At 68.6% G+C, this 22,939-nt stretch carries 32 protein-coding genes and 1 tRNA gene; 24 read left to right on the top strand and 9 right to left on the bottom strand.

The window, feature by feature from the left end:
* Nucleotides 1–75 precede the first annotated feature (75 nt).
* The 3 genes from BMZ92_RS29060 to BMZ92_RS29050 are packed head-to-tail and all read right to left on the bottom strand — an operon-like array spanning nucleotide 76 to nucleotide 1,701.
* Entirely contained in the window at nucleotides 76–930 is an 855-nt protein-coding gene (locus BMZ92_RS29060) for a helix-turn-helix domain-containing protein (protein WP_091514011.1), read from the bottom strand.
* Nucleotides 931–949: 19 nt separating this feature from the next.
* Nucleotides 950–1,462 carry a DUF6879 family protein gene (locus BMZ92_RS29055; protein ID WP_342743526.1) on the bottom strand — a complete coding sequence of 171 codons (513 nt, stop codon included), beginning with the start codon at nucleotides 1,460–1,462 and terminating at the stop codon, nucleotides 950–952.
* Between the two features lie 8 nt (nucleotides 1,463–1,470).
* Nucleotides 1,471–1,701 (bottom strand): hypothetical protein, encoded by a 231-nt coding sequence (locus tag BMZ92_RS29050; protein ID WP_091514005.1) that lies wholly within the window; start codon nucleotides 1,699–1,701, stop codon nucleotides 1,471–1,473.
* 293 nt (nucleotides 1,702–1,994) lie between these two features.
* Here BMZ92_RS29050 and BMZ92_RS38715 point away from each other — a divergent pair, with 293 nt between their 5' ends.
* The 4 genes from BMZ92_RS38715 to BMZ92_RS29025 all read left to right on the top strand — a co-directional run bounded on the left by BMZ92_RS38715 (nucleotide 1,995) and on the right by BMZ92_RS29025 (nucleotide 5,796).
* Entirely contained in the window at nucleotides 1,995–2,507 is a 513-nt protein-coding gene (locus BMZ92_RS38715) for an XF1762 family protein (protein ID WP_342743525.1), read from the top strand.
* 426 nt (nucleotides 2,508–2,933) lie between these two features.
* Complete coding sequence (locus BMZ92_RS29035; protein WP_177228914.1) at nucleotides 2,934–3,593, top strand: serine integrase family protein; 660 nt, start codon at nucleotides 2,934–2,936, stop codon at nucleotides 3,591–3,593.
* A 108-nt stretch (nucleotides 3,594–3,701) separates the two neighbouring features.
* Nucleotides 3,702–5,045: a recombinase family protein gene (locus BMZ92_RS29030; protein ID WP_091513998.1), complete on the top strand. Its 1,344-nt coding sequence runs from the start codon at nucleotides 3,702–3,704 to the stop codon at nucleotides 5,043–5,045.
* A gap of 196 nt (nucleotides 5,046–5,241) precedes the next feature.
* The gene (locus BMZ92_RS29025; protein ID WP_091514103.1) at nucleotides 5,242–5,796 is read left to right on the top strand and encodes an HD domain-containing protein; all 555 of its coding nucleotides are present in this window, start codon (nucleotides 5,242–5,244) and stop codon (nucleotides 5,794–5,796) included.
* On the opposite strand, the gene BMZ92_RS29020 is transcribed toward BMZ92_RS29025, so the two are convergent.
* Nucleotides 5,784–6,260, bottom strand: a complete 477-nt coding sequence (locus BMZ92_RS29020; RefSeq protein ID WP_091513995.1) for an NUDIX hydrolase — start codon at nucleotides 6,258–6,260, stop codon at nucleotides 5,784–5,786. The two genes, BMZ92_RS29025 and BMZ92_RS29020, sit on opposite strands and share 13 nt — an antisense overlap.
* Nucleotides 6,261–6,270: 10 nt before the next feature.
* The gene (locus BMZ92_RS29015) at nucleotides 6,271–7,005 is read right to left on the bottom strand and encodes a helix-turn-helix domain-containing protein (protein WP_091513992.1); all 735 of its coding nucleotides are present in this window, start codon (nucleotides 7,003–7,005) and stop codon (nucleotides 6,271–6,273) included.
* Between the two features lie 182 nt (nucleotides 7,006–7,187).
* Between BMZ92_RS29015 and BMZ92_RS29010 the strand changes: the two genes are divergently transcribed.
* Entirely contained in the window at nucleotides 7,188–7,394 is a 207-nt protein-coding gene (locus tag BMZ92_RS29010; protein WP_245783314.1) for a hypothetical protein, read from the top strand.
* Here the strand turns inward: BMZ92_RS29010 and BMZ92_RS29005 are convergent.
* The gene (locus BMZ92_RS29005) at nucleotides 7,372–7,734 is read right to left on the bottom strand and encodes a GntR family transcriptional regulator (protein WP_091514101.1); all 363 of its coding nucleotides are present in this window, start codon (nucleotides 7,732–7,734) and stop codon (nucleotides 7,372–7,374) included. The two genes, BMZ92_RS29010 and BMZ92_RS29005, sit on opposite strands and share 23 nt — an antisense overlap.
* 139 nt (nucleotides 7,735–7,873) lie before the next feature.
* Here BMZ92_RS29005 and BMZ92_RS29000 point away from each other — a divergent pair, with 139 nt between their 5' ends.
* The 18 genes from BMZ92_RS29000 (at nucleotide 7,874) to BMZ92_RS28920 (ending at nucleotide 20,080) form a co-directional block, all read left to right on the top strand.
* Nucleotides 7,874–8,203 carry a hypothetical protein gene (locus tag BMZ92_RS29000; RefSeq protein ID WP_143249962.1) on the top strand — a complete coding sequence of 110 codons (330 nt, stop codon included), beginning with the start codon at nucleotides 7,874–7,876 and terminating at the stop codon, nucleotides 8,201–8,203.
* Entirely contained in the window at nucleotides 8,203–8,670 is a 468-nt protein-coding gene (locus BMZ92_RS28995; RefSeq protein WP_091513985.1) for a Pycsar system effector family protein, read from the top strand. The genes BMZ92_RS29000 and BMZ92_RS28995 overlap by 1 nt, the downstream gene beginning before the upstream one ends.
* Nucleotides 8,671–8,698: 28 nt before the next feature.
* Nucleotides 8,699–8,893 carry a hypothetical protein gene (locus tag BMZ92_RS28990; protein ID WP_091513983.1) on the top strand — a complete coding sequence of 65 codons (195 nt, stop codon included), beginning with the start codon at nucleotides 8,699–8,701 and terminating at the stop codon, nucleotides 8,891–8,893.
* Nucleotides 8,894–9,003: 110 nt separating this feature from the next.
* Nucleotides 9,004–9,228 (top strand): hypothetical protein, encoded by a 225-nt coding sequence (locus tag BMZ92_RS28985; protein WP_091513981.1) that lies wholly within the window; start codon nucleotides 9,004–9,006, stop codon nucleotides 9,226–9,228.
* Entirely contained in the window at nucleotides 9,228–9,662 is a 435-nt protein-coding gene (locus BMZ92_RS28980; protein ID WP_091513978.1) for an SsgA family sporulation/cell division regulator, read from the top strand. The genes BMZ92_RS28985 and BMZ92_RS28980 overlap by 1 nt, the downstream gene beginning before the upstream one ends.
* Nucleotides 9,659–10,222 (top strand): RRQRL motif-containing zinc-binding protein, encoded by a 564-nt coding sequence (locus tag BMZ92_RS28975; protein ID WP_245783313.1) that lies wholly within the window; start codon nucleotides 9,659–9,661, stop codon nucleotides 10,220–10,222. Before BMZ92_RS28980 ends, BMZ92_RS28975 begins: the two co-directional genes overlap by 4 nt.
* Entirely contained in the window at nucleotides 10,222–10,539 is a 318-nt protein-coding gene (locus BMZ92_RS28970) for a hypothetical protein (protein WP_091513977.1), read from the top strand. Before BMZ92_RS28975 ends, BMZ92_RS28970 begins: the two co-directional genes overlap by 1 nt.
* Nucleotides 10,539–10,838, top strand: coding sequence for a hypothetical protein (locus BMZ92_RS28965; RefSeq protein ID WP_091513974.1), 300 nt, complete (start codon nucleotides 10,539–10,541; stop codon nucleotides 10,836–10,838). Before BMZ92_RS28970 ends, BMZ92_RS28965 begins: the two co-directional genes overlap by 1 nt.
* Nucleotides 10,835–11,296, top strand: a complete 462-nt coding sequence (locus tag BMZ92_RS28960) for a hypothetical protein (RefSeq protein ID WP_091513972.1) — start codon at nucleotides 10,835–10,837, stop codon at nucleotides 11,294–11,296. Before BMZ92_RS28965 ends, BMZ92_RS28960 begins: the two co-directional genes overlap by 4 nt.
* A complete protein-coding gene (locus BMZ92_RS28955) occupies nucleotides 11,296–12,234 on the top strand; it encodes a hypothetical protein (protein WP_091513970.1) in 939 nt (312 codons plus the stop codon). Before BMZ92_RS28960 ends, BMZ92_RS28955 begins: the two co-directional genes overlap by 1 nt.
* Nucleotides 12,234–14,498 (top strand): cell division protein FtsK, encoded by a 2,265-nt coding sequence (locus tag BMZ92_RS28950; protein ID WP_245783312.1) that lies wholly within the window; start codon nucleotides 12,234–12,236, stop codon nucleotides 14,496–14,498. Before BMZ92_RS28955 ends, BMZ92_RS28950 begins: the two co-directional genes overlap by 1 nt.
* Before the next feature lie 244 nt (nucleotides 14,499–14,742).
* Nucleotides 14,743–15,414, top strand: a complete 672-nt coding sequence (locus tag BMZ92_RS28945) for an HNH endonuclease family protein (RefSeq protein ID WP_091513968.1) — start codon at nucleotides 14,743–14,745, stop codon at nucleotides 15,412–15,414.
* Nucleotides 15,414–15,587 (top strand): hypothetical protein, encoded by a 174-nt coding sequence (locus BMZ92_RS37595; RefSeq protein ID WP_177228913.1) that lies wholly within the window; start codon nucleotides 15,414–15,416, stop codon nucleotides 15,585–15,587. Before BMZ92_RS28945 ends, BMZ92_RS37595 begins: the two co-directional genes overlap by 1 nt.
* Before the next feature lie 88 nt (nucleotides 15,588–15,675).
* Entirely contained in the window at nucleotides 15,676–16,548 is an 873-nt protein-coding gene (locus tag BMZ92_RS28940) for a bifunctional DNA primase/polymerase (RefSeq protein ID WP_091513965.1), read from the top strand.
* Nucleotides 16,548–16,886 (top strand): WhiB family transcriptional regulator, encoded by a 339-nt coding sequence (locus BMZ92_RS28935; RefSeq protein WP_091513963.1) that lies wholly within the window; start codon nucleotides 16,548–16,550, stop codon nucleotides 16,884–16,886. Before BMZ92_RS28940 ends, BMZ92_RS28935 begins: the two co-directional genes overlap by 1 nt.
* A gap of 18 nt (nucleotides 16,887–16,904) precedes the next feature.
* Nucleotides 16,905–18,236: a DUF3987 domain-containing protein gene (locus BMZ92_RS28930; RefSeq protein WP_245783311.1), complete on the top strand. Its 1,332-nt coding sequence runs from the start codon at nucleotides 16,905–16,907 to the stop codon at nucleotides 18,234–18,236.
* 243 nt (nucleotides 18,237–18,479) lie between these two features.
* Nucleotides 18,480–18,668, top strand: a complete 189-nt coding sequence (locus BMZ92_RS28925; RefSeq protein WP_091513961.1) for a helix-turn-helix transcriptional regulator — start codon at nucleotides 18,480–18,482, stop codon at nucleotides 18,666–18,668.
* Nucleotides 18,665–20,080 (top strand): tyrosine-type recombinase/integrase, encoded by a 1,416-nt coding sequence (locus BMZ92_RS28920; protein ID WP_091513958.1) that lies wholly within the window; start codon nucleotides 18,665–18,667, stop codon nucleotides 20,078–20,080. Before BMZ92_RS28925 ends, BMZ92_RS28920 begins: the two co-directional genes overlap by 4 nt.
* A gap of 130 nt (nucleotides 20,081–20,210) precedes the next feature.
* Here BMZ92_RS28920 and BMZ92_RS28915 read toward each other — a convergent pair.
* Nucleotides 20,211–20,283 (bottom strand) — tRNA-Arg (locus BMZ92_RS28915).
* A gap of 203 nt (nucleotides 20,284–20,486) precedes the next feature.
* Between BMZ92_RS28915 and BMZ92_RS28910 the strand changes: the two genes are divergently transcribed.
* Complete coding sequence (locus BMZ92_RS28910; RefSeq protein WP_091513957.1) at nucleotides 20,487–21,395, top strand: cation diffusion facilitator family transporter; 909 nt, start codon at nucleotides 20,487–20,489, stop codon at nucleotides 21,393–21,395.
* 1 nt (nucleotide 21,396) lies between these two features.
* Here BMZ92_RS28910 and BMZ92_RS28905 read toward each other — a convergent pair whose 3' ends face one another.
* Nucleotides 21,397–22,089: a DUF305 domain-containing protein gene (locus tag BMZ92_RS28905; protein WP_091513954.1), complete on the bottom strand. Its 693-nt coding sequence runs from the start codon at nucleotides 22,087–22,089 to the stop codon at nucleotides 21,397–21,399.
* Entirely contained in the window at nucleotides 22,089–22,898 is an 810-nt protein-coding gene (locus tag BMZ92_RS28900; protein WP_091513952.1) for a thioredoxin-like domain-containing protein, read from the bottom strand. The genes BMZ92_RS28905 and BMZ92_RS28900 overlap by 1 nt, the downstream gene beginning before the upstream one ends.
* Nucleotides 22,899–22,939: the final 41 nt, after the last annotated feature.

The raw sequence follows: 22,939 nt of genomic DNA, 5'->3' as shown, positions 1-22,939 counted from the left end.
ACGCGGTCAGGCGCGGGTCGAGGAGCTTTCCCGCGCTTTCTCGACGTTCCTCGCACGATGCCGTGAAGATCGAAACTACGAGCCATCTCGCGCAGGATCAGGCGCAAGGTCGTCGATGGCCCGTATGATCAGAGTCCGGGCGCCTCGACCGTAGCTGGCGACCGTAGGTGCGGCCAGTTGTGCGAAGATTTGGCTGTAGAGCTGGATTTCCTGGGGCTGCCGCAGGTTCAGCTCCGCTGAGTAGGTCTCGACTTGCACGAGGTCGTCGTCGAGCAACCAGAAGCCGTGGCGGGGATCGATGCCGTAGGGGGCGTCGAAGCCGATGATGCCGAGCTTGACGTTCGGCAGGGCTGAGAGCGAGATGAGCCGGTCGAGCTGGCCGAGCATGGTTGCGGGCAAGCCAAGGTGGTAGCGCAGCACGGCTTCGGTCAGGATGAAGTGGAACCGCCTGTCTGGGCGGTACAGCACGCCTTGCCGCTGCAGGCGGCTCTGTACGGCCTCGTCGACGTCGGTGACCGTTTGGTAGAGCCGCCGGGCTTGCTCGAACCGGGCACGAGCGTAGGCCGGGGTTTGGAGTAGCCCGGGGACGACGGTGTTCTCGAACGCCCGGTAGAAGTGGGTCTGGTGATCCTGTGTGGACAGCCTGATTTGGTGATGACGCAGGCCGGACTTGAGCACCCGTTGCCACTCGGTATATTGCAACTCAAGGGTGCGGAGCGAGACGAGGAGAGCCTCGGCGAGATCCTCGCGGCCGGTTGCTCGCGTCCACGCCCTCAGGTCGTTCTCGGTCGGGGTCTGCCGAGCGTTCTCGAGCTTGGAGACTTTCGACGGCGGCCATGACAAAAGCTCCGCGAGCTGCTGGCCGGTCAGGCCGGCCTCAATGCGGAGCTCGCGGAGCCGTTGGCCGAGTGCGCGCCGTGCTTCCTGCATGACCGCTGCACTGGCGGTCTTACTCAGGTGCGAACTCATCTCGTTTGGTGGCGTAGTGCCAGGCGGCATCCCGCCAGTAGTTGTGTTGAACGATCACGGCTGGGTCGTCGACGATCTCGGCGCCGAGGAACTCGTCAGCGTCCGTGAATCGCATGAGGGCTAGAAGGCGCGAGTCGAACAGCCAGTAGTCGTGGTCCGGCAGGTCCGCGGCTTCGGCCCGCTCGCGGGTCAGGTAGCGGATGTCGTCGCCGGCTTCGATGGTGAACTGTGAGGCCCAGAAGCCGAACCGGTTGTAGTCCGACAAGGGCAAGCTGACAACGCGGACGCGCGAGAAGCGCCGGCCCGCGGTCGTAGCTTCACGGACCATGTCGAGCCAGCCCTGGTACCAGGCGAGGTCGTCCGGCTCGCCGGCGAGGAACTTGCGGAAGGATTCGGCCTCGCGGGGCGCGTCGTAGCGGTCACGCACCTCAAGGCGGAAGGCGGTGTGCTCGAAAGTCCGGAAAAGGTCGGTGAACTCAGGCCCGGGTTCGATGAAGCGGCTCAGCGGTCTTCCTCCTCGGGGTTACGCGCATAGAACGCGAGGACGTCCTCCGGAATCTCGATGAGGGCTTCGCCCGGAGGGACGGGACCGACGTCGGCCAGCGCGTCCGGGTCGGTCACGACCCAGCCCTGGGCGATATAGGTCTTGCGATCGGAGCGGTCGGTGGCGAACAGGGTCGGTGAGTTGCCCTCCAGCGAGGAGGGGTCTTTACCGAGAAAGTGAGCTCGCATGCTGCTCCCTTCTCGAGGTGGCGCAAAACATGTCACGATGCTGACCTGCGACGATGACGCAGTCAATCGGGCGCACCGATACCGGCCGCTGGAGGACGCGCCAGGAGTTGTCCACAGCCGTGGCAGCTAGAGCTCGACCTTCATTGCCGATCCGCCACTTCAGATGGCGAGCGCCGCGCGACTTTCTGCTGTCTGATCGACCGACTGCTCGCGGACTTCTTGGACATGTTCAGCACACTGGATGCTCGCCCTCCTGACGTCGCCTGGTCGACAGTCCGGATGCGGACTGCGTGATGGCCATGGGCCGGAAACTGACCATCGTGCCCGTGACGTTCCGTGAAGCTGCGGAGTTCATTCAGGCTCACCATCGGCATCACAAGCCACCGCGGGGGATGAAGTTCGCGCTCGGGGTAGCGGCCGGCCACGAGCTGGTCGGGGTCGCCACTGTCGGGCGCCCTGTCGCCCGCCACCTGGATGACGGCCTGACGGTGGAGGTTACTCGCACGTGTACCGACGGCACCCGCAACGCGAACAGCGCGCTCTACGGAGCGGCGTGGCGAACGGCGCGCGCTCTTGGATATCGAAGACTGATTTCCTACACGCAGGACGGAGAAACGGGAGCGAGCCTTCGCGCTGTCGGCATGAAGCCTGTCGCTGTACTCCGGGCCCGCGCGGGGTGGAACACTCGGAGTCGGCCGCGCGAGAGTCGGGATACGGACTGGGTTCCCCGAGTTCGATGGGAGATCGGACTGCGACCGGAGAAGTCGGTCCGGCGGGACACCGGTGTGGAGACGGACGCGGTATAGGAGCGGATCGCTTGCGTGCCAGCTGCTTCAGCTGGTACAGCTGGCAAAGTCCAGCACCGGCCGAAGAAGTTCGACGCCCTGGGCTGGAGATGTACTGATGGCAGGTGAGACCACCCGCCGTGACGAATCGACCGGTCACCTGGCCCGGGATGAGCCGCCTGAGGTCGTTGCGGAGTTGAGGGTCGTCCGAGGCGCCGAGGGAGAACGGCTGGCCGAGGTGCAGGCTCGGGTGCTGTGGGAGGTGATGGAGTGGCAGGCCCGGAACAGGTCCGCAAGTGGACGGGAAAACGCGGCGTAGGCCGTGTTCGGAGTCCATACCGTCACTCCCGGTCACGGGACGGAGCGATCCCTGTCGCGTCAGCGCCGGTCGTCTACAGGTTTGCCTGGCTGGGACGTGTGTCTACAAAGGATATGCAGGATCCTACGTTGTCCTTGCCTCGTCAGCTCGGTGTGTCTCAGCGCGCGTTGCCGGAGAACGCGGTGATTGTCGCGAACTTCTACGACGTCGAGTCGGGACGGATGGACCTGGACGCTCGCGGCGGTGGGCATGCGCACGAGCAGTTCGACATCCCCATTCCTCGCGACGGTGGGATTTCCGATCTTCTCGCCGCGGCTGAACGCACGGACCGGCACTTCGACTACGTCATCTGCGAGTCCATCGACCGCACGGCGCGCCACATGTACTACGGAACCAGCATCGAACACCGGCTTGAGCGCGCCGGAGTGCGCCTGCTGGCTGCCGACGAACCGTTCGAGCTATCCACAGTAGACGGCCGTAAGCCGAAGATCGCCACCCAGTTGCTGACCCGGCGCGTCAAGCAGAGCATCTCCGAGTACTACGTCGTGGACATGCTGGAAAAGGCATGGGATGGCTACGCCGTGCACGCCGAGGCCGGCTTCAACATCGGCAAGCCCTGTCACGGCTATCGGGCCAAGCACGTGCCGCATCCGGTTCCTGCCAAGCGCGCCAAGGGCATCAAGAAGACCTTTCTCGAGCCCGACCCGACGGACAATACCGCTAAGTTAGTACGTTTTACCTGGTCAGGGCGTTACCGGAGGCTCTGTTCAGTCGTTCCCGCCGGTTAGGCGGTTCTCCACTTAAGACAGTCGCCGTTGCGGTTGAGGGGAATCTTCAATTGAGGCAACTGTTCTGTCGGGGTGTGACCGCTCTGTGGGCGACGCCTCCAAACGCCTCTGAGCTGCGGAAACTCGCCTAAACTTAGCGGTATTGACCCGACGGAGACCCCTGCCGTACGCAAGATCTTCGAGTGGCGGATCAACGAGCGCCTCAGCCGCCGGGCTATCGCTGATCGGCTCAACCGAGACCTCGAACGGTATCCGCCTCCCATTCCCGTCGACCCCGGCAGAGCGGTGGGGCACTGGACGGATTCCAATGTCCGGGACATCGAGACCAATCCCAAATACACCGGCTACATGGTCTGGAACCGGCGCGGACGAAAGAACCGCGGGAACCGGATCAACCCCATCGAGGAGTGGATCTGGTCCGCCGAGTCGGTCCACGAACCGCTCGTCGACCTCGAAATCTGGCTGCGGGCCCAGGAAGTCGGCCAGCACCGCTTCGGCTCCCGGAGCACCAGCAACACCAATGTCAGGCACCCGCAGACGAAACGCTCGTACCTGCTCCGCACGTACCTCTTCTGCGACAGCTGCGGCCGCCGGATGAACGGAAAAACCCGGCGCGGCCACGCGTACTACGTTTGCGCGCCGAAGAAGGGCTACGTCCCCGAGGGCCACCCCGCCCCGGGCTCGTTCTGGGTCCGAGAAGACGCTCTGGTCGCCAAGCTCGACGAGTTCCTCTCCGCCCACGTGTTCGGGGCATACCGCCGCAGTCTCCTCGCCTACAACATTCAAGAGCTGGGAGTCAAGGCGCAACGCGAACGCGAAGATCACATCACTGCGCTCCGGCACCGGATCGACGACATCACGGTCAAGATGAAGCGCGTCACGCGCAGTCTGGAACTCTTCGACAACCCCGACCCAGATCTCATCCGAGACATCAACGACCGCCGGACGGAGCTCCGCGAACGCAAGGCCGCCCTGGAGACGCAGCTCACCGAGGCCGAGGAACAGCACGAACAAGCACCCAACGCGGACCTGCTCGACGTCATGCCTGTCGGTGACATCCAGGTAGATCAACTACCGGAGGAACTCGCCCGGCGACTCTTCGAGGCCCTGCGGCTCGAGCTGCACTACGACAAGGACACCAACCGACTCCGAGTCACCGTCACACTCTCCGGCGCAACCGCACTCGCGGCACGTCAGAGGGGCGCAGAAGCCATCAACGTGCCTGGTCAGCAGAGCAGGCACGCTCACGCACAAGTCGAAGACAAGAACGAGGAGGATGTCATGCCGACCATCTCTCCCGTTCCCATCCTTGGAGTGCCCTCGGCAGGATTCGAACCTGCGACACCTGCCTCCGGAGGGATGGGACCGAAGGGGGACGTATCGGCCTTTGACCGGCGAAAACAGCGCGCAGGCCGACGGCTGAGGCGCCCGATGTCCGCGCATTGTCCGTAGCGCAGCGTGTGAGAACGTCTGAGAGCTGGTGGGAGGCGCGCCAGGCCTGTCAGTCGGATACAGGACCGCCGCGGCTTCTGCGGCCATCTCAGGGCTCAACTTCTGACTCGATCGTGCCGCGCCGAGCGCTTCGCGGAGCTCCGACGCCCGATCGGCGGCCAGTGGTCGCTCTTCCAAAGGCGGTACCGTGCAGGACATGGGTCTGATTGAGGATGCGCGCGAGGTGGCCGAACGCTTGATGGCGCCGCTCGGGCGCCGCTGGCAGCACGTGCAGGCAGTAGCCGCGCGGGCTGCCGAGCTGGCTGGAGCAGTGCGTGCCGATGATCGTGAAGTGCTCATCGCCGCTGCCTGGCTGCACGACATCGGCTACTCACCCGAGATCGGCCACACGAAGTTCCATCCGCTCGACGGCGCCCGCTACTTGCAGGAGAACGGTTGGCCGGAGCAGGTCGTCAACCTGGTCGCGCACCATTCCGGCGCGCGCTTCGAAGCTGAGCAACGGGGGCGGGACGAGGAACTGCTACAGGAATTTCCCTTCGAGGACAGCCCCTTGCTGGACGCACTTGTGACCGCCGACTTGACGACGGGTCCGGGTGGCGAACGCCTTTCCTATGACGAGCGGATATCCGAAATCCTCAGCCGTTACGGCAGCGAGGACCCGGTTCATCGAACTTGGGTGAAAGCTGCGCCGGTGGTTCGTGAATGCATCGAGCGTACGGAGGCTCGGTTGCGAGAGCGTCAGCCCAGGTAGGGCTGGGTTCGCGTTTCATCGAGCGCGTGCGCGAGCCGGAGTCGCATTGAGGGATGCATATTGAGCCGGTCCGTGTCGCTCGGTTCTACCCACCGGACAGCTTTCGTCTCCACTCCGTCCTCATGGGGGGTGCCGCCCACAACCCTCGCTTCGAAGCACAGCGAGAACTGCTGACGAACCTCGCCGTCGTCATAGGCCATGACGTGCTTGGGGTTGGTGTACGTTCCGACCAGCCGGACGACCTCGACGTCCAGCCCGGTCTCCTCGCGAACTTCGCGAACCACCGTGTCCGTGATGCTTTCGCCGATATCGTGGCCGCCACCAGGGAGCGCCCAAAGGTCGTTGTCGACCTTATGGATAAGCAGGACCCGTCCCTGGTCGTCTCGGGTTACCACCGAAACGGAGGGGACGACACTGTTTGCCTTGGGTGCGTTCGGGTCGTCCACGTAATCCACGCGAGTCATTTTGGTTCTCCTATGATTCGGGTTGGGCTTCGTTCCACACTCGCTCAAAAGACTTCATGTAGTGCTGCCACATCGGGCCGTTTGGCATGCGCTTTAGGAACAGGACTGGACTTTGTCCGGCCAGTGCACCGTGCGCATGGCCGTTGACCAAGAGTCGGTCATCAAAGCGGTAAATGGAGTTGTAGAGAATGGTGCCGTGAGTTCGCACCTCGACGCCCGGCAGGTGGGTTACCTCGCTGAGATACCGCCGCATCAACTGCACCCGCCCCTCAAGTCCGCCGGGCGTGCCTTCGTCGATCGCGCGCTGGATCACGGCCGGCGCCTTCTCATCGCCGACGAGTAGGCGGAACCGGACGCCCTCTGCGGCCTTGGACTGGATGATCGGCACAAGGTTGTACTGCTCGACCAGGAACGCGCCGGAGAAGACCAGCACGTCCATCTGCTCACGAACGCCATGGATCAGCTCTTCCCACGTCGCGCCAGTGATCGCCGAGCGGGACGGGTACAGGTAGAGGAGTTCGGACTCGGGAGCTGCGGGCCGAGGTCCGGTCCCCAGCGACGGCCAGAGGTCGCCCTCGTTGACGCCGAGCAACTTCGTGAGCTTCTGCCGCGTGCTGCGGTGCGGCACACGCTCTTGGCCGATCCATCGCTCTGCGGTCTTCGGGTCAACCCCGACCTTGGTCGCCATCTCCTCAACGGTCAGGCCCGCCGCGAGCATCGCTGTACGCAGACGATCGTTTGCCACCCCCGTGTCACCTCCGGCCTGGGACGTTTCGGGACGTTTTTGGGACTCCCGCCAGCCAATTCGGGCCGCCAGGACGTCCTAAAAGGTCTTGCGAAGTGCGGTGTTTGTGTCCTCTGACCTGCGGTTTCCTAGATCCATGAGCGCAGCAGCTCAACCCGAGAACACCGAGACAGGAGGCAGTCGTGCCTAGCAAGAACACCATGGTGCCGTTGTCCGCTGGCAGGGGAGGCGTGCTGACGAAGCTGATCGGCACCGCCGTAGTGGTGGCGCTGTTGGTCATCGTTGTGAAGCACCCCGCCGACGCAGCGGCGTGGTTGAAAGACTTGATCGGCTGGGGAACCGGCATCGTGGACGGCATTGCCTCGTTCATCCGACAGGCGGCCGCGTGATGTGCCGCTCTAGATCGGCGACCCGCTCTTCGATCGCAGAGACCGAGGCGCGAAGCTCCGTCAGCGCCCGCCGGAGCCCCGCCATCGACGCCAACGGGCGTTCCTTAGGCGGGGTGTCCGAGACGTACACGCCGACCGAGGCCCGGGACACGAGCCAGCCTTCTTCCTGGAGCAGTGCAACCGCTCGCTGCAAGGTCGGGAGCGAAACGCCGTGCTGCCGAGCGAGTTCGCGGTTGCTCGGCAGCCGAGTACCTGGTGCCAGCTTGCCGGTCAACACGGCTTTCCTGATCGACTCGGCGACTCGCTCGAAGGGTGCCAGACCTGCGGTTTCGCTTCCCATGGTCACGAGCATAGCTAGCTGACCAGGGCTGACCAAGCTTTCACTCGGACGGACTAGCGACAGGACGACCAAGGCTGACTATGGTCGGCATTGGTCAGGAAAACCAACTACGAAGGGGAGACCGATGAGGTCCGCACACATGAGTCGTCGGCAGGCGGAGGCCCTGTTTGGGGAGCTGGATGCCGACTACGACGAGGTTTTCGCGGTTCAGGGCGAGGCGGCCCGGCGCGCGGATGCTGTCGAGTTGGCCGAGCTGGCCGAGCTGTCGGCGTTGCTGGACGAGTTGGACGCCGAGCTGGAAGCCGCCGAGCAGGTGGCAGCGGTGCGGGTGCCGCGGTTTATCGACCCGCAGCGGGCGGGCCGCTCGCGGCGCCGGGTGGAGCGGTCGGTGTTGCGGTCGCTGCCGACGCGGCTGGACCTGGCCGATCTCGCCGAGCTGGGCGAGGCAGCGGAGGGGGAGGCGGCGTGATGGAGGCGTTCGGGATGGACGCGCCGCCGGTGGTGTTGCGGGCGCACGAGCAGGTACGGGATGAGCTGCGCCGGGCGGATACCAAGGCGACGACGTTGCTGTCGGTGGTCGGGGTGGCCCTGGCCGGGGTGGTGGCGCTGGCCAAGACCGGGATGCCGGTTCCGGCGCTCGCGGCGCTGTGGCTGTCGGCCCTGCCGATCTTCGGGGCGGTGCTGGTGTTGCTGGCCACGATCCGGCCGAAGCTCTCGCAGTTCCCCACGCCGGGCACGTGGCTGGACGCCACGCTGCACGGCCCGCAGGTGCTGTTGGAGGTGGGCAGCTACGCCGCCGCGTCCGTCGCGGAGGACGTGTGCCTGCTCGGGCAGCTCGCGGTGGACAAGCACACCCGGGTCAAGCACGCGGTGAACCTGCTCATCCTCGGCACCGGCGCCCTGGCCGTGGCCCTGGTCCTGTCCGTTCTGGCCTGAACCCAACCGTCTGGAAAGGAAATCTGCGATGTCGTTGACGTTGACGAACAAGCCCGCCGGTGACCTGCGAGTCGGGGACTGGGTGGTGCTGCACGACGGGCTGCCTGCCCCGGTGACGAAGCTGACCCACACCGCGGACCGGGTGACCATCCTGACCGACCAGCTGCGGGTGAGCTGGCCCGCAACGGCGCCGGTTCCGGTGATCGGCGGTGGTCGCCGGTGACCCGCTTGCTGCTCGCTGACCCCGGCGCGGCGGCCCACTCCGCCAAGAACGCGCTCGCCGCGCCGGGACTCCCCAACCAGCCACGAAACGACCCGAAGGGAAGGACTGTCATGGTAGGCACGACCACCGAGCCGACGCTGTTTGCGCCGGTGCTGGAGCTGATGGGCCAGCGCCCCTCGGCCGCGGCGCCGAGCGAGGACCGCACCCGCTGGCTGCTGCGGATGGCCGAGGCGCTGGGCGAGGCCGGGCTGATCGAGGCGGCCGACACCGCCCGCGAGGCGGCGGTGGAGATCGTGCGGGAGACCGTCGAGGCCGTGGCCGGGGGTGGCCGGTGATGCTGCCGACGAGCCTGAACCTGCCACTGACGGCCGAATGGGAGGACTCCCGCGGTGCGGTGGTCGTGCTGCGGCCGGTGCCGGTGAAGTTCCGCTACAGCGTGGCCGATCCGTTCGCGGTGGTGCTGGACTTCGCGACCGGCGCCGAGCAGTGGGTGCGCTGGACCTTCGCGCGGGACCTGCTGGCCGAGGGGCTGGCCGATTACGGCGATGGTGTGGGCGAGGGGGATGTGTTCCTCGGCCCGGACGCCACCCTGCCGTGGCGGGTGTGGCTGACGGTGTCCTCGCCCTCGGGGGTCGCGGCCTTCGCCTTCCGCCGCAGCGACCTCACCGCCGCTCTGGGCCAGACCGAAGCCCTGGTCCCGCCCGGCACGGAATCGGAGTTCATCGACTGGAACCGGGAGTTCGCGGTGCTCGGCGGTGAGGCCGCATGAGTGCCCGCCAGTACCCGTGGGACCTGCGGGAGGTGCCGTGGTCGGACCGCCCGGAGTTCACCCGCGGCCTGCTCGATGGGACGCCGTTGCTGTCCTGGGGGATTGGGCCGCGGGACAAGCTGGCCACCCGCCGGCAGTTGCGGGCAATGGGGTTGCGGCCGGGTGGGCAGGACCCGGCGGCGGTGCTGTACTTCCGCTGCCGCAAGGCCGGGAAGAAGGTCTACGCCGAGCTGTTCCTGATCGAGCGCGCCAAGCCGGTGCGGCCGATGACCCCCGGCCGCGCCGCCGCGCTGGACAAGGCGATGACGGCGCGCCGTACCTGCCGTCAGTGCGGCGAGACCGGGTGGGCCGAGTTGCCCAGGGCGCACCGCACCTGCGAGGCCTGCCGCTACAGCCTGGGGCTGCCGCCGGATGACTACCTGCACGACTACCTGTCCGGCACCCCGACCCTGACCGCCGACGAACACGCCGCGCTGGACGCGGTGCCGGACAACGTGATCCCGCTGCGCCGACCCTCCGCTGTGGACGGTTCCTGGACCTCCCGGAAGGGGGTGGCCTGATGAACCACACCGTGCTCTACGCCCTGGGTGGGCTGGCGCTGGTCGGGCTGTTCGCCACCTGGCGCTCGGGCCGCAAGTCCGCCTTGAAGGCCCGGCAGGGGGTGCGGGAGGTGACCCGGATGACCGGCAACGCGGTGCGCACCCTGCTCACCGCCGCGCTGATCGTCGGCATCCAGTGGGCGGTGATCGCGTGGTGGCGCAACACCACCGCCCTGCTGATCGTGCTCATCGTCCCGGCCCTGTTCGCCGGGGCCGCCGTGGCGCGGCTGCTCGCCGTCACCGAGATCGTCACCACCACCCGAGGAGGCCGGTACTGATGACCCGCAACCCCGAAACCGTCTACACCGGACTCTCGCCCTTGCAGGCCGACGGGCTGGCGTGCGTGACCTGCAACCGCAACTACCTGCACTCCCGTGTGGCGCACGTCCCGGTGGGCCGCTCGCACACCGGCTCACAGGTCTTCGCCTGCCTCGGCGCCTGCCTGACCGCCCTGCTCGACGGCGCGGCCTGCGAGTGCAACGGCGGCCCGTCCTGCGCATGCCCGGACTGCGACTGCCTCGACTGCTCCTACCGCCCCGCCCTCCGGCGGGCCGACCACGGGGAGGACGACCAGTGACGAACACCAGGACAACCGGCCAGAGCGTGGCCCTGGCCGCACTGCTCACCGTCGCCGCGGTCGCCGTGACCGGCTGCCACGACCCCGGCAGCCCCGGCCACTCGACACCCGCCCGCACCGCGTCGGCGGGGGCCGTGGTCACCGGTAGCGCCTACAGCGGCCAGCGCGGCCAGGGCACGCACTACGCCGAGTGCACCACCCCGAGCGGGGACCGCTACCGCGTCGCCGTCTCCGCGGCCACCGCGCGCCAGTTGCGGGACGGGCAGCCCTGCCCGGCCGGGCAGCACCTGCCGCTGCCCTCCGACGAGCACCCCGAGCTGTCCCAGGAGATGCAGAAGCGTCTGCCCTACGGCGGCGGGGATCTCGACTCGCCGTGTGGGGAGTGGCAGACCGCCGACCGCGCCGAAGCCCGCCGGTTCGCCGCCCAGTGCCCGCCGTTGAAGTGGGGGACCCTCTGATGACCAACACCGTTGCTGCGCCTCAGGATGCTCGTCACGTGCCGCTGTCCACCGCGGACAAGCTCGCGCAGGACGCGGCCGCGGCCGCGCAGGTACGGGCGCTGTCCAACCACCCCGACGTGGTCGCGCTGCGGGTGGAGAAGGTCCGCACCTTTGTGGACACCCTGGTATGGGTGGGCATCTTCCTCGGGCTGGCGTTCACGATGGTCAACGTCCAGGGCTTCGCCGCCGCCGGTGCCCCGGCGTGGTCGCTGCCCTGGCTGGCCGCATGGCTGCTGGACCCGATGGTCTCGCTCGTGCTCGTGGCGGTGCTGCGCGCCGAGCAGATCACCGCCCGCTACCAGGTCCTCGACGGGATGGCGTGGGCGCACCGCACCAAGTGGTTCGCCTTCCTGGCGACCTACGTGATGAACACCTGGCAGTCCTGGACCCACCTGGACCTGGCCGGGATCGTGCTGCACTCCGTGCCGCCGGTGCTGGTGTTCCTGGCCGCCGAGACCGCCCCCGTGCTGCGGGACCGGCTCACCGAAGCCGTCACCCGCGCCGCCTCCCCCGCGTTCACCGGACACACCCCGGCGCCTGCCGACGCCACCGCCGAGGCCGCCCCGCAGCCCGTTCAGCAGAACGCCCCCGCACCCGAGCGGGAGCGCGCGAGAGAGTCGGTCCCGGCGACCCGGCGCTCGGAGCGGCGGAACCCGAGCCGGGCGGCGGCGAAGCCGCGCCGGAAGTTATTGGCCGACTACCTGGCCGAGGCGCGTACGGCGTGGGCGCCAGGTGTCGAGATCACCCCGGCCTGGGTGCGGTCGGTTGTGCCCGACGTGTCCCGCGGCACGAGCAAGAACGTCGCCGACGCCCTGCGCGACGAGCTGACCCCGACCCCCGCCACTGTCCCGAGCCACCCCGAGCCCGTACCCGCCGAGCGTGAGGAGGCCGCCTGATGAGCGTTCCCGCCGACCACCCCGACCGTGACCGTGAACCCGACAGCAGGGAGACCATGAACACCCCCGAGCACGACCCGGTGAACACCACCCCCGACACCCCCGTGAACCCCGAGCCGAACGACGACGTGAACGGCCGGGTGCTGCCGTTCACGCCCCGCCCCGACTCGGCCGCCACCCCGGACGAGATTCCCGTCCAGGACCGCCGCGAAGTGGCGCCGAGCGAGGTGCTCGACGCCGAGATCGTGGACGACGAGCCCGCCCGCCCGCCGGTGCCGGTCGATCCGCCGGAGGTGCGGCGGTCGTGGTGGGAGGCGGCCGGGGAGGCAACCGCCCGGCCGTTGGTCGCTCAGTGGCTGACCTCGTGGGAGGAATTCCGCTCGCGCGTGCGGTTCCTGGTGCAGTACGCGCTACACGTCAGCGCGTTCCACGCGTTGCGTTTTCCGCTGTACCTGCTCAAGGCGTTCCTGCGGTCGTTCGGCGCGGCCCGGCGTCTGGCGGGGCGGCTGCACGCGTGGGTCTATGACGCGGAGTCCAAGCCGGTACGGCTGGCCGCCCGCGACCGCGCCGACGTGAACGAGTACATGAAGCTGCGCCAGGTCCGCAACGAGACCGTGCGCAAGCGGCTGCTGCCGGTGTGGCTGGGGCTGCTGGCGCTGGCCGCGGTCGTGTACGTGTGCCTGGCCTGCCTGCCCGCGTTCTGGAACTGGACCCTGCTCATCGGCGCGATGGTCGTGCTCGGCTGGTGGGGCGCCCCGGCGGACAAGCCGGTGACCGGGCGTGCCGTGGACCTGGCGAAGGCGCCGAAGCTGACCAGCGACGCGATCGTGGACGCGCTGGGCGCGCTGGGCATCGGAGAGCTCAACAAGAAGCTGGCTAAGAACCCGAACGCCATCGGGTTCCCGTCGCCGATCCATCGGGAAGGCCCGGGGTGGCGGGCCGACATCGACCTGCCGTTGGGGGTGACCGCGGCCGACGTGATCGAGCGGCGCCCGAAGCTCGCCTCGGGGCTGCGTCGCCAGCTCGGCTGTGTGTGGCCGGAGGCGGACCCGGCGGTGCATGAGGGGCGCCTGGTGTTGTGGGTCGGCAACCGTGACATGTCCAGCGCCAAGCAGGCCCCGTGGCCGCTGGCCAAGGCCGGGCGGGTGGACCTGTTCAAGCCCCAACCGTTTGGCACCGACCAGCGTGGCCGCTGGGTTGAGCAGACCCTCATGTACGTCTCGGGGGTCATCGGCGCCATCCCGCGCATGGGCAAGACCGTCACCGTGCGGGAAATCCTGCTCATCGCTGCCCTGGACCCCCGCTCGGAGCTGCACGTCTACGACCTCAAGGGCACCGGCGACCTGTCCCCATTCGAGCCCGTGGCGCACCGCTACGGCGTCGGCGACGACGCCGACCAGATCGAGTCCGCCGTGGTCGCCATGCGGGAGGTGCGGGAGGAGATGCGCCGGCGCACGAAGGTGCTGCGGGAGCTGCCCGACGACGTCTGCCCCGATTCCCGCGTCGAGCCGCACCTGGTCGACAACCCCAAGCTGGGCTTGAAGCCGATCGTGATCGGCGTCGACGAGTGCCAGGTGTGGTTTGAGCACCCCAAGCACGGCGCCGAACTGGAGGACATCTGCACCGACCTGGTCAAGCGTGGCCCCGCCACCGGGATCATGCTGTTCCTGGCCACCCAGCGCCCGGACTCCAAGTCGATCCCGACCGGGATCAGCGCCAACGCCTCGTTCCGCTTCTGCCTCAAGGTCATGGGCCAGGTCGAAAACGACATGGTGCTGGGCACCAGCTCCTACCAGGCAGGCATCCGCGCGACCACCTTCGCCTGGAACGACAAGGGCATCGGCTACCTGCGGGGTGAGGGCTCCGACGCGCGGATCGTGCGCGGCGTCTACACCGACAAGCCCGGCGCCAAGAAGATCGTCGCCCGCGCCCGCGCCATGCGGCAGGAGGTCGGCAACATCACCGGCTACGCCGCCGGGCAGGACATCGACGCCACCCTGATCCGCGGCAGCGCCATCGAGGACGCGATCAGCGTGTTCGCCGACGGCGAGGACCGGCTGTGGTCGGACACGCTCATCGCCCGACTCGCCGAGGTCCGGCCCGAGTACGCCGACTACACCCCCGACACCTTGGCCGCCGCGCTCAAGCCCTACGGCGTCACCCCCAAGCAGGTCGCCATGACCGACGTGGACGGGACGCGCCGCAACCGCCGCGGCTACCGCCTGGCCGACCTCCGCAAGGCCCAGACAACCCACCAGAAATAACAGACCGTAACCGGGGACGGGTGTAGCGCTCGCCGAGGTCTGTAGCGCCCCCAGCCGCTACATGTAGCACCTACCGCTAGCACCCTGCACCCGCCCCGACCAGCGGTGTAGCACCACAGCACCGCCCTGCCGCAGACCCCCACATCCCCGAAAACCGCGCCCTCGCCCCACCCGGGCCGGGTGCTGACCCCAGCACACCACACCCGCGAAATAGACACGAAGAGTAACGAACGGAGCCCGCCTGATGCACCGGCACACCACCGCCGCTCCCGCCATCACCATCCTGCTCGCCGCCACGCTGGCCTCCACCGCAGCGTGCCGCCCCCTGGCCGAGGCCGCCAGCGCCACCCACCCCGCCTCGCCCTCCGCACCATCCGGCAACGTCGGCGCCGCGCGGGGTGAGCTGGCGGCGCTGGCGGTCAAGCCGGAGGACACCGGCGCGCACTACGACCGCGACGACTGGCCGCACTGGGACACCACCCACGGCGCCTGCGACGCCCGCGAGGACGCCCTGATCGCCCAGGGCCGTGACGTGCGCACCGATGCCCGCTGCCACCCGGTCTCCGGCACCTGGGTCAGCCCCTACGACGGGGTCACCGTCACCGACCCGGGCAAGCTCGATATCGACCACCTCGTCCCGTTGGCCGAGGTCGCCCGTTCCGGGGCCCGCGGCTGGAGCCGCGCCCAGCGCGAGCACTACGCCAACGACCCGGCCGTGCTGGTCGTGGTGACCGCGCACGCCAACCGTGCCAAAGGTGACCAGGACCCGGCGAAGTGGTTGCCGGAGCGGGACCGCTGCGGCTACGTCGCCCACTGGATCGAGGTCAAAACCCGCTACCAGCTCACCGTTGACCAGGCCGAGCACGACGCCCTCGCCGCCGTGCTCGCGCACTGCCCGGACGGAGGTGAGCGGTGATGGCCGGTGCCTACTGCCGCTTCTGCGGCCGCCGCTGCTTCGTCGACCGCGTGCTGCCCGATGGCTCCTGGTGGCACCTGGCCACCTGCCCTGAGGGCATGGCCCACGACCGGAAGGTCCTCGGCTACGACCACACCACCGCGATCAACCCGCACGCCGTCAACCACCCCTGAAAGCCGTTGCCGGGCCGTCCGCTCGACTCCCCTCCGGGCGGCCCGGCAACCCGCCACCCCTGTCTCGCTCCCGAAAGGACTGTCTGGAATGGACACGGCGAACCCCTTGCTGGACTGGGCGTTGTACCTGGCCGGGATGGGCTGGCACGTCTTCCCGGTCACCCCCGGCCGCAAGAAGCCGCCGATGGTGCGCGAGTGGGAAACCCGCGCCACCACCGACCCCGAGCGGATCACCCGATGCTGGCGGGCGGGCCGGTTCAACATCGGCATCGCGACCGGGCCCTCGCGGCTGATCGTGGTGGACCTCGACACCGCCAAAGACCCGGCGGCCGGGCCGGACGGCGCGGCCGCGCTGGCTGAGCTGGCCGCCCGCCGCGCCGCTGCCGTACCGGCCACCTATACCGTGACCACGCCCTCCGGCGGGCGGCACCTGTACTTTGCCGCCCCGGCCGGGGTGCACCTGCGCAACACCCGCGGCGACCTCGCCCCGCACATCGACACCCGCGCCGAAGGCGGCTACGTCGTCGCCCCCGGATCGCTGCTCGCCGAAGGCGGGTACGAGCTGGCCGACGACACCGACCCCGCCGAACTTCCGGCCTGGCTCGTGCAAGCCTGCCTCGAACACCCCACCCGGCCTGCCACCACAACCACCGGGGCGGCCCCGGCGCGGCCGGACGCCTACGCCGCCTCCGCGCTGCGGGGCGAATGCGACCGGGTCCGCACCGCCCCGCGCGGACAGCACAACGCCGTGCTCTCGTCGGCGGCCTACCGGCTCGGGCAGCTCGTCGGCGACCGGCTGCTCGCCGAGGCCACCGCGCGCGCCGAGCTGCTCGCCGCCGCCGACGCCCTGCTCACCGGCCGCTGCTCCTGCACCCCCGGCGAGAACGCCCGCGTCATCGACGCCGGACTCGCCGCCGGCGCCCGCCACCCCCGCCACACCCACCGCAAGGAGGCCGCCTGATGCCCACCCCACGGCCGAAAACCACCCTCACCGGCGCCACCCACGGGCGCGGCCGCCCGACCGCGCCGAGCTGGGCCGACGTCGGGCTCACCCCCGAAGCCCTGGCCTGGCACGCCGACGCCGCCTGCCTCGGCACCGACCCCGAAGCGTTCTTCCCCGAACCCGAAGCCGGGTATGCGGTCACCGTCGCCAAGCGGGTGTGCGGCCACTGCCCAGTACGCGCCGCCTGCCTCGACTACGCCCTCGCCCGGCGCGAGCCCTTCGGTATCTGGGGCGGTCACACCACCCAAGACCGCCGCCGCCTGCTCCGCCACCGTCAGCAAGCCGACGCAGCCTGATCAGGAGGCCGCCTCACCATGCCCCAGCCCGCCCGCCCGCTGCGGATGGTGCACCCCGCACCCATCCCGCCCGGGGCCGATGAGTTCGAGGCCAAAGCCGCCGCCGCGGTCGCTCGCGCCCGCGCCTGGCTGCCCACCCTCGACGACGCGGTGTTCGACTGCTACCTCGGACACCTCGTGCGCCAGGTCGAGCCGACCAGCGAGGCCGACCCGGTGGCCATCCTCGCCTCACTGCTGTGTTTCGCCGGGGTGCATCTCGGGCGAGACCCGCATGTACGGGCGGGCGACGACCCGCACCCGCTGCTGGTGTGGCCGCTGCTCATCGGCCACACCAACACCGGCAAGAAGGGCTCGTCCTGGTCGGCGGCCAAGCGACTCATCACCGCCACCGACAGCGACTTCGTGCTGGGCAACATCACCGCCGGGCTCACCTCCGGCGAAGGCCTCGCGCAACGCTTCGCCCTGCCCGACGACGCCGACGACGAGCCCGACTCCGACGGCGGGCCGCGGGACCTGCGGCTGCTCGTGATGGAGCCCGAGTGGGGCGGGGTCATGGCCAAGATGAAGCGCGAGGGCAACAGCCTGTCCCAAGTCCTGCGCGCGGCGTGGGAGGGCGGCGACCTGTCCACCCTCACCGTCAAGGCCCGGGTCGCGCCCGAGTCGCACGTCGGGATCGTCGCCCACATCACCCCCGACGAGTTCCGCGCCAAGCTCTCCGACGCCGACATGGCTGGCGGCACCTACAACCGCTTCCTGCCCCTGGCCGTGGCGTGGTCCAAGGCCCTGCCCGACAGCGTCGGCGCCGACCCGAACCTGGTGTCCTCGCTCGCCGCCGGGCTCGGCGATCGGCTCGACACCGGTGCCCGGCTCGGCGCGCTGGACCTCGCCGAGGACGCGCGGCCGCTGTGGCGGGCGCTCTACCTGGAGTTCAACACCGACACCCACCACCCCAAGGTCGCCCAGTTCGTCTCCCGCGCCCTGCCCTACTGCAAGCGCATCGCCGGAATCCACGCCGCCCTCGACGGCGAACCCGCCATCCGCGCCGCCCACCTCGCCGCCGCGGCCGCGCTCGTGCGCTACTCCATCGACTCCGCCCGCGCCCTGTTCGTCAACACCGTCACCCCCGCCAAGCTCGCCGCCTGGATCGCCGAAGCCGGTGACACCGGCCGCACCAAGACCGAGATCACCAAGGGCTTCTTCGGCGGCAACACCCCCAACGCCGACATCGCCGCCCTGCTCACCCAGCTCACCGACGCCGGGATGATCACACGCGGTAGCCGCCGACCACCCGGCGGGAAGGGCCGCCCGACCGAGATCTACACCGCCCGCGCCCCCGACCTCACGACCTAAACGAAAGAACGAAAGAACTCCCCGACCAGCACAAACACCGCCCGCGGCCCGGCACTTCTTTCGTACGTACGAAAGAAGTGCCATCCGCCAGGACGGCAGAACCGCAGGTCAAGGCACTTACTTCGTTCTTTCGTTTCCGTCGTAGCCCCAAGCCACCCACACCCGATCCGCTCGCCTGAGGAGGCACGCCATGACCAGTGCGACCGTCACCGACCGTCACGCCGACCCGGAGGCACCCGCACCATGGCCACCCCGCGCCAACACCTCACTGTCGAAGAAGTCTGCGAGGAACTAGGCATCGCCCGCTCTACCTTTGATGACTGGCGTGCCAAGGGACGCGCGCCCCGCTGCATCAAGCTTCCCAACCGCCAATTGCGAGTTCGCCGAGTAGATCTTGACCGTTTCCTTGAGTCTTGTTTGGAGGCCGCGTGAACACGAGCTACCAGGTGCAAATCTGGGATATCAAGCCGCGCAAGAACCGCCAAGGCAAGGTCACGAGCTACCGTCTTCGGTGGAAGGTCGGAAAACGCGAGTTCAACGAGTCGTTCAAGGTGCGTGCTCTCGCCGATAGCTTTCGTGCTGACCTTCTCTCGGCGCAGCGTGACGGGGAACGGTTCGACACGGAAACGGGTCTTCCGGTCGAACGCGCCAAGGACATTCCGGTCATGAGCTGGTTTGAGGTCACGAGCAGGTACGTGGCTATGAAATGGCCGGACCTCGCCGCGACTGCACGCCAAACCACCGTCGAAGCGCTGATCCGCGTCTTGCCGGTGTTCGTTCCAAACAAGGCGGGACAGCCGGACGCCAAAGAAGTCCGTTCGGCGGTGCGGCAGTGGGGATACAACCCGCCGCGGCGCAAGTCGGGGGAGATGCCGACAAACGCCCGCCGAGTGCTGGACTGGTTGACGCGCAACACCATGCCCGTCTCGTCGGTGAGTGACCCCGAAATTCTCCGTGCATTGCAGCGCGCGGTTACCCGCCGCCTCGACGGCGGCGTATACGCCCCGACCGTTGCTCGTCGCACGCGCTCGGTTCTGTCCAACGTGCTCGACTACGCGCGAACAGAACTCAAGGTACTTGAGGTCAACCCGCTGCCGGATGCGAAGTGGACGAAGATGCCGAAGGGTCGGCGCAAGCTCGATAGGCGGGCGGTACCGAACCCCATTCAGGCACGCTCATTCCTGCATCAGGTTGGTCAAACCCCGCGGAGCGGACCACACCTCAAGGCGTTCTTTGCGCTGATGTACTTCGCGGCCTTGCGACCGGAAGAAGCCGCGAAGGTCAGCAAGACGAACCTTTCGTTGCCCGAGCCCAGGAAGAACGTCGAAACGGGGGAAACGGAGTACGACTGGGGCACGATCTACCTCGAAGGTGCGCGCCCGTATATCGATGGGCTATGGACCGACACCGGCACGGTGGGGGAGGATCGCCCGCTCAAGTCTCGCGAGAAAGGCGACGTGCGGCCGGTTCCGTGCGCTCCCGAGCTGACCCGCATTCTGTGGACGCACATTGAGCGGTACGGCTTCGGGCCGGACGGCCGGTTGTTCGTCGGGGAACGTGGTGGGCTCGTCTCCAAAGTCACGTACACGAAGGTGTTCCGGGCGGCACGAGCGGCGACCTTCTCTCCGGAGGTTCAGCGCGGGCCGCTGCTCGCCCGGCCGTACGACTTGCGCCACGCGGCGGTGAGTACTTGGCTGGCCGCTGGCCTGGACCCCTCGTTGGTTGCGTTGTGGGCCGGTCAGTCCGTGGCGGTCTTGCTGGAGGTCTACGCGAGCTTCCTGGACGGCGGGGAGGCGGCCGCCAGGCGCTTGATCGAGCATGCGCTCGGGCACCGGCCGAACTGAGGTCGTGTCCGTGCATTGTCCGTAGACCGCCGCAGATGGCCGTGGTTCGCCGTGGCTAGCCGGGAATGACACGACTCGGCCCCTACCGCGTTCTCGCTGGTAGGGGCCGGTTTTCCCTGCTGATGTTGGGTGCCCTCGGCAGGATTCGAACCTGCGACACCTGCCTCCGGAGGGCAGTGCTCTATCCCCTGAGCTACGAGGGCGCCGTCTTGACGACGTGGAGAACTCTAGCGCACCCGATCGCGCGTCCGGCACCCGGGACCCCGTGCGGGTTCGGCCGAAGAGCGGTACGTTCCGGAAGAGGTAAGGCTAGCCTGTATTGCATACATGCGCATATCGCTATATGTTGCCGCCAGGAGCGAGGTGGGACGCGGCAAGGCGAGAGACGCGAGAGGAGGAGGCCGGCATGGGACACGGACACGGCCACGGCGTCCCGAGCGCGTCGGGGCGTCATCTGCCCCGGCTCGTCGTCGCGCTCGGGATCGGCGTCTTGTTCCTCGTGCTCGAGGTCGTCGTCGGTGTGCTGACCGGCTCGCTGGCCCTCATCTCCGACGCCGCGCACATGCTCACCGACGTGTTCGGTCTCGGGATGGCCCTCACGGCCATCGTCCTGGCGCGCCGCAGCGGACCGACCTACCGGCGCACCTTCGGCCTGTACCGCGCCGAGGTGCTGGCCGCCCTGGGCAACGCCGTTCTCCTGTTCGGCGTTGCCGGATACGTACTCGTCGAGGCGATCGGCCGCGTCACCGACCCGCCCGCCGTGCCCGGCCTCCCCGTGCTCCTGACGGCCGTCGCGGGCCTCGTCGCGAACCTCGCCGCCTTCGCCCTCCTGCGCGCGGGCGCCAAGGAGAGCCTCAACGTCCGCGGCGCGTACCTGGAGGTGCTCGCCGACCTCATCGGCTCCGTCGGCGTCCTCGTCAGCGGTGCGATCACGCTCACGACCGGCTGGCGCTACGCCGACCCGATCATCGGTGTCGCGATCGGGCTGTTCGTCCTGCCCCGCACCGTCGCGCTGGCCAGGCGGGCCCTGCGGATCCTCTTCCAGCACGCGCCCGCGGAGGTCGACGTCGAGGGCATCGCCACCGAACTGGCCGCGCTGGCAGGCGTCCGCGACGTGCACGACCTGCACGTCTGGACCCTCACCTCCGGCATGGAGGTCGCCTCGGCGCACCTCGCCGTGGAGCAGCACGCCGAACCCGCGGAAGTGCTGGCGCAGGCCCAGAACCTGCTCGCGAACGACTACCACATCCAGCACGCCACGCTGCAGATCGAGCCGTGCGAGCAGGCGAAGCGCTGCGAGGAACTGTCCTGGTGAACTACAGCGGCTGAGCGCCCCGCGCGGCGAGCAGCTGCTTCATCAGCACCATCTCCGCGCCCTGCGAGTCGAGGATGCTCTGCGTCAGCGTCTTCACCGCGGCCACGGACGTGTGGTCGTGCGCGTACTGCGCCATCTCCGTGCCGCCCTGGTGGTGCCGCAGCATCAGCTGCAGGAAGTAGACGTCCAGGTCCTTGCCGGACAGCGAACGCAGCTTCGCCAGCTCCGCGTTCGTCGCCATGCCCGGCATCGGCGCGTCCCCGGAACTCGTGGACGACATCGACATACCGGCCATGTGGTGGGCGTCCGGCTGGCTCATCCACGACATGTACGCGCCGGTCGTCTGCTCGGGCTGGCCCCACAGCATCAGCCAGCCCTTCATCCGGCCCACCTGCTCCAGCTGCGTGCTCTGGATGTCGAACGCCAGCTGCCGGATCTCCTGGTCGGTGCTGTGGTCACGGGCCCAGTTGGCCATCGTGACGGCCTGCAGGTGGTGCACCGACATGTCCTGCGCGAACCCGACCTCCACCGAACCCGCCGCCGGGGTGGCCTGTTCGGACGAGTCGAGCGCGCGCTGCGTCAGGAACATCCCGATCACCGCGCCCAGCAGCAGGACCGCGACCACCGTCGCGCCGATCACGACCGGGCGCGACCACGAGGGCCGCGCCGGAGCCTCCTCGGTGGGCTCGGTCATCACGGCGTGGGGGACGGGGCGGTCGACGCGCCGGCGCCCATGTCCTGCTGCGTGCCCGTGGAACCCTTGTAGTCCATCGGCTTCGCGTCGGGGCCCGGCGGGGTCGGGTCGAACGCGGGTGGGTTGTCGGGGTCGAACGCGCCCGGCCCGAGCGCGTCGCAGGAGGCGCCGACCTCGGGGTAGGTGTTCTGGTTGGTGCGCAGCGCGGTGATGAACTCGTCGATGCGCTGGTCGTCGGCGCTGTCCACCTTGAGCTGGTGGCCCCAGGACTGCAGCGAGATCGGCTTGTCGAGGCCCGGGTACGGCGACATCATCGTGTACGGCTTGCCCTCGACCTTGGCCTTGAGCTTGTTCACCGCGTCACCGGTGATCTGGTCGGGGTTGTAGGCGATCCAGACCGCGCCGTGCTCGAGCGAGTGGACCATGTTCTCGGTGCGCACGGCCTTCGGGTAGACGATGCCGTTGCACGCCGCCCAGTACCCGTCGTGCGGCCCGCCGAACGGCGGCGAGTGGTCGTACGCGACGCGCTCGGTCGGCAGCACGTGCACGCTGCCCTGGTACTGCACCGTCACGATCCCGGCGAGCTTGAGCGACGGGTCGGGGTTCGACGCGCTGGGCACCCAGTCGGCCAGCGCGCGCTTGGGCGCGGACTGCACGAGGTAGTAGGTGACGACGACGGCGGCGAGCGCCACGACGGCGACGACCGCGATGACCGTGCCCCACGGGAAGCCCCGTTTGGTCACCACCGAGTTCCGCGCCGCCTTGACGGCCTTCTTCGAGGAGGCCTTCTTCTTCGTGCCGCTGGCCATGGCTCCCGCATCCGCTCGAGATCTGAATTGCCCAGGGTGGA

Source organism: Amycolatopsis sacchari (assembly GCF_900114035.1).
Taxonomy (GTDB): domain Bacteria; phylum Actinomycetota; class Actinomycetes; order Mycobacteriales; family Pseudonocardiaceae; genus Amycolatopsis_E; species Amycolatopsis_E sacchari.
The sequence above is the reverse complement of the archived record's forward strand: the minus strand, read 5'-3'. Positions and strand labels throughout refer to the sequence as shown.